The organism is Geminicoccus sp. (assembly GCF_035556675.1).
In the GTDB taxonomy this organism is placed as follows: Bacteria; Pseudomonadota; Alphaproteobacteria; order Geminicoccales; family Geminicoccaceae; genus Geminicoccus.
This window is the reverse complement of record NZ_DATMFZ010000077.1, coordinates 1-4604: the sequence shown is the minus strand read 5'-3', so window position 1 is coordinate 4604 and position 4604 is coordinate 1. Positions and strand designations below refer to the sequence as shown.

Genomic DNA, 4604 nt, shown 5'->3' with positions numbered 1-4604 from the left:
GGGGGCGGATTCGCCGGTGATCGCCGCCTCGTTGACCGAGGCGATACCCTCCACGATCTCGCCGTCGCCGGGGATGAGGTCGCCGGCCTCGACCAGGACGAGGTCGCCGACCTTCAGGTCGAGGGCCGCCACCTGCTCCACCCGGCCCTGCCGGTGCCGGTCGGGCAGGCGCTTGGCGACGGTGTCGGTGCGGGCGCGGCGCAGCGTGTCGGCCTGGGCGCGGCCGCGGCCTTCCGCGATCGCCTCGGCGAAGTTCGCGAACAGGACCGTGAACCACAGCCAGACCATGATCTGCAGGCCGAAGCCGGTGGAATGGCCGGCCAGGAGGTCGCGCAGGAACAGGGCGGTCACCAGCAGCGCCACCATCTCGGTGACGAAGATGACCGGGTTCTTCACCAGCGCCCTGGGGTCGAGCTTGCGCAGGGCGTCGATCGCCGCCTGCCCCAGCAGAGCGGGGCGGGCCGGGGAGGCCGTGTTGGCCGTCATGTCGATGGCTCCGTAAGCGGCGGTCAGAAGGTCTTGCCGGCCAGCATCTGCATCTCTTCGGCGATCGGGCCGAGGGCCAGGGCCGGGAAGAACTGCAAACCGCCCAGGATGAGGATCACGCCGGCGAGGAGGCCGACGAACAGGGGCCCGTGGGTCGGGAAGGTGCCGGCCGATGCCTTGGCGCGGGTCTTGGCGGCGAGCGAGCCGGCGATCGCCATCATCGGCACGATATAGGCGAACCTGCCGAGCAGCATCGCCAGGCCCAGGGTCGTGTTCCACCAGGGCGTGTTGGCCGAGAGGGAGGCGAAGGCCGAGCCGTTGTTCCCGGCCGCCGACGAATAGGCGTAGAGGATCTCGGACAGGCCGTGCGGGCCGGCATTGCCCAGGCCGGCCAGGGCTGCCGGGAGCACGGCGGCGATCGCCGAGAAGCCCAGGATGGCGACCGGCAGGATCAGGATCGCGAGCACGGCCATCTTGACCTCGCGGACCTCGATCTTCTTGCCGAGATATTCGGGTGTCCGCCCGACCATCAGCCCCGCCACGAACACGGCGATGATCGCCATCACCAGGAGACCGTAGAGGCCGGAGCCGACGCCGCCCGGCAGGATCTCGCCCAGCTGGATCAAGAGCATCGGGACCATGCCGCCGATCGGGGTGAACGAGCCGTGCATGGCGTTGACCGCACCGCAGCTCAGGCCCGTGGTGACGGCGGCCCAAAGGGCCGAGAGCGCCAGGCCGAAACGCACCTCCTCGCCCTCCATGTTGCCGCCGGCGGGATCCAGCCCGAGGGACGCCAGGAGCGGGGTGCCCTGCGCTTCCGCGGCATAAGTGGCGGCGGTGCCGGCGATCAGCAGGAGGCCCATGACCGCCAGCAATGCCCGGGCCTGGCGGCGGTCGCCGACCAGGCGGCCGAAGGCGAAGACGAGCGCTGTCGCTATCACCAGCATCTGCCAGGTCTGTACGAGGTTCGCGATCGCGGTCGGGTTCTCGAAGGGATGCGCGGCATTGGCGTTGAAGAAGCCACCGCCATTGGTGCCGAGCTGCTTGATCGCGACCTGCGAGGCCACCGGCCCCAGCGCCATGGTCTGCTGCGCACCCTCCAGCGTGGTCGCGGTCGCGGACGCGTCGAGCGTCTGCGGCATCCCCAGCGCCACCAGCAGCAGGGCGGTCACGACCGCCAGCGGCAGGAGGATGTAGAGGGTCGAACGGGTCATATCGACGAAGAAGTTGCCGACCGTGCCGGCATTGGAGCGCGCGAAGCCCCGCACCAGCGCCAGCGCAAGGGCGAGCCCGGTGGCGGCGGACAGGAAGTTCTGCACGGTGAGCCCGGCCATCTGGCTCCCATGGCTCATGGTGGTCTCGCCCGCATAGGACTGCCAGTTCGTGTTGGTCACGAAGCTGACCGCGGTGTCGAAGGCGAGGTCGGGGGCCACGCCCGGGAAGCCCTGCGGGTTCAGCGGCAGGACGCCCTGCAGGCGCAGCAGGAGGTAGAGGAACAGGAAGCCCGCCGCGTTGAAGGCGAGCATGCCGAGCGTGTAGCCGAGCCAGCTCTGCTCGGCGGCGGGGTCGACCCCGGCCAGGCGGTAGAGGAAGCGCTCGACCGGGCCGAGGATGGGAGTGAGGAGGTTGCGTTCGCCGGCATAGACGCGCGCCATGAAGCCGCCGAGCGGTGCCGCGGTGAGCAGCACGACGGCGAACAGGAGGGCGATCTGCAGCCAGCCATCGGTGGTCATGGCGATCGGAGGTCCCGCGGCCGGTTCAGAACTTCTCGGGCGACACCAGGGTCGCCAAGAGATAGGCGGCGAGGCCCAGGGCCACCACGGTGCCGAGGATCAGGTCCAGCATGGTCGTCATGCCCGCGCGGCTAGACGCAGATAGCCGGCCATCAGCAGGAAGAAGCCGATACCTGTCGCAAGGTAGATGATGTCGAGCATGGCCGATCTCCGTGGTGGAGCAGCCCTTCTAGGGCTGAGCCGCATAAGCAGACCACGTGAGATCCACCCGAATAGGATAAGGATTGCATAAAGGGGTGCGGCCGAGGGTGCAGCCGCCCCAGCTTTCCCCGAGGCGGCTGCTTGAGGTAGTGGTGGCGGGAGTATCAGGAATGCCGTGTATCGGTGGGCATGATGGGCGCGAAGGAGGCCCGACATGCCACGACGCAAAGAGCCGAAGATCCCGGACGGGCTCTTAGACCAGCTGCTGGCGGGCGCTGATCCGAAGACGGCGTTCGATCCGAACGGGCTGCTTGACGAGCTGAAGAAGGCCTTGGCCGAGCGAGCCCTGAATGCAGAGATGGACCACCACTTGGCTGGTGACGAGGTCGGGAACAGCCGCAACGGCTACGGCAAGCAGACCGTCGTTACCGACACGGGGCGGATCGACCTGGAGGTGCCGCGCGACCAGCAGGCCAGCTTCGACCCGCAGTTGATCGCCAAGTATCAACGCCGCTTTCCTGGCGTCGACGACAAGATCATCTCGATGTATGCTCGCGGGATGAGTGCCCGGGAGATCGTGGCCACCTGCAGGATCTCTACGGCATCGACGTCTCGCCCGATCTGATCAGTGTGGTGACGGATGCGGTGCTCGAGGAGATTACCGTCTGGCAGGCCCGGCCGCTGGAGCCGGTCTACCCCCTGGTCTTCTTCGATGCCTTACGCGTGAAGATCCGCGATGAAGGCATGGTCAGGAACAAGGCGGTGCACATCGCCCTTGGCGTCCGCGCCGACGGAACCAAGGAGATCCTGGGCCTGTGGCTGGAGCAGAACGCCTCCCGGGCCTGCTGGCTCGGGCTCCTGCGGAGATCGGATGATCCGGCTGCTGCCGGATCATGGAGCGAAGTTCTGGCTGCGGGTCATGAACGAACTCCGCAACCGGGGCGTCGAGGACGTGCTGATCGCGGTGGTCGACGGCCTGAAAGGCTTTCCAGAGGCCATTCTCGCAGTGTTCCCGGAAGCGACGGTGCAGACCTGTATCGTACATCTGCTCCGCCACAGCCTGGACTTCGTGTCCTACGGATGAGATCGACAAGCGGCCGATGCGGTCTCGTGCTATGATCTTGGGGCGTGGGCGACCTCGTGGCGAAGAGCGGGGCGTCGGCTGCAGGCTCCGCCGGGCCGCCTGATCATTCGTACCTGGCCGGCTTGAGGCGCTCGCGCACTCCGTGGCCTGGTCCGCGTGGTTGCCAATGAGCGACGAACTGCTCGTAGGCCCGCTCTGCCTGCGTCGCGATTGCCATCTCCTGATCGCGAAGCGCCTTGACGTTGTAGGCATGCGCGGGCCCAGGCTGATTGCCCTTCCTGACCGGCTGGCCAGCCTTCAGTTCCAGACCGCGCTTCTTGGCCGCCACCAGGGCCGGCCGTCGTGCCCACAGATAGTCGACCTGCTTGGTCAGCAGGTGCCAGCGCAGGACGACGAGCTTGCGGGCGACCGCGACGGCGGCGACCTGATGCCCCCGCCGGGCACGGATGCGGACGAAGAAGGCATGCAGTGGGCCTGGTGCCTTGGCAGCCGTCCACGCTGCTTCGACCAGCATGGCACGGGCATGGCTGCGCCCGACCTTGCTGATCCGGCCGTGCTGGGCGAGGCCGAGCCCGGACTGCCGCACCCGCGGATTGAGGCCGACATAGCTGACGAGCTTCTGTGGCGAGGCAAAGCGGCGGATGTCGCCGATCGCGGCAACCAGCCCGGCGGCCACCACGACGTTGATGCCGGTGACAGTGGTCAGCCGTGCCACGGCAGGATCCGCAATAACACTCTGCGCTACCTCACGGTCCAACAGGACCAGGTCCTCGCCCAGCCGGTCGAGCTCCCGAACATGGCGCTCGATGGCAGCCTTCTCATCGTCGGGCAGCGGCTGCCGGCTGAGCCATGCCCGGCCGCGCTGGTTGAACAGATCGGCGTGCGGGCAGCGGGGGATCAGGTGCGCGTGCAGGATCGCGTGCACCTCGTTCTTGATCCGCGTCCGATGCCGCACGACCTGGTCGCGCCGAGTAACCAGACGGTGCAGGCGCTCGGTGGCCGCATCCGGTGTCCAGACTTCTGGCAGGTAGCCGGCGGCATGCAGGCTCGCCAGCACGCCGGCATCGATCTTGTCGGTCTTCACCTGCGCAGGGGCGATC

Annotated in this window: 3 protein-coding genes and 2 pseudogenes; 1 reads left to right on the top strand and 4 read right to left on the bottom strand. The window is 67.9% G+C overall.

Translation table 11 applies throughout. The annotated features are described in order from the left end of the window. The 3 genes and pseudogenes from VNS22_RS06265 to kdpF all read right to left on the bottom strand — a co-directional run. Positions 1-486, bottom strand: a pseudogene (locus VNS22_RS06265) (potassium-transporting ATPase subunit B); the annotation flags it as partial. Between the two features lie 23 nt (positions 487-509). After that, the gene (kdpA, locus tag VNS22_RS06260; RefSeq protein WP_325730693.1) at positions 510-2219 is read right to left on the bottom strand and encodes a potassium-transporting ATPase subunit KdpA; all 1710 of its coding nucleotides are present in this window, start codon (positions 2217-2219) and stop codon (positions 510-512) included. Between the two features lie 25 nt (positions 2220-2244). Further along, on the bottom strand, positions 2245-2340 hold the full coding sequence (gene kdpF / locus VNS22_RS06255; RefSeq protein ID WP_325730691.1) for a K(+)-transporting ATPase subunit F: 96 nt from the start codon (positions 2338-2340) through the stop codon (positions 2245-2247). Positions 2341-2634: 294 nt separating this feature from the next. Between kdpF and VNS22_RS06250 the strand changes: the two are divergent. Continuing rightward, positions 2635-3498: pseudogene (locus tag VNS22_RS06250) on the top strand (IS256 family transposase); the annotation flags it as partial. 109 nt (positions 3499-3607) lie between these two features. On the opposite strand, the gene VNS22_RS06245 reads toward VNS22_RS06250, so the two are convergent. Continuing rightward, positions 3608-4604, bottom strand: a 997-nt coding sequence (locus tag VNS22_RS06245) for an IS110 family transposase (RefSeq protein ID WP_325730689.1), incomplete at its 5' end; no start/stop codon positions are given.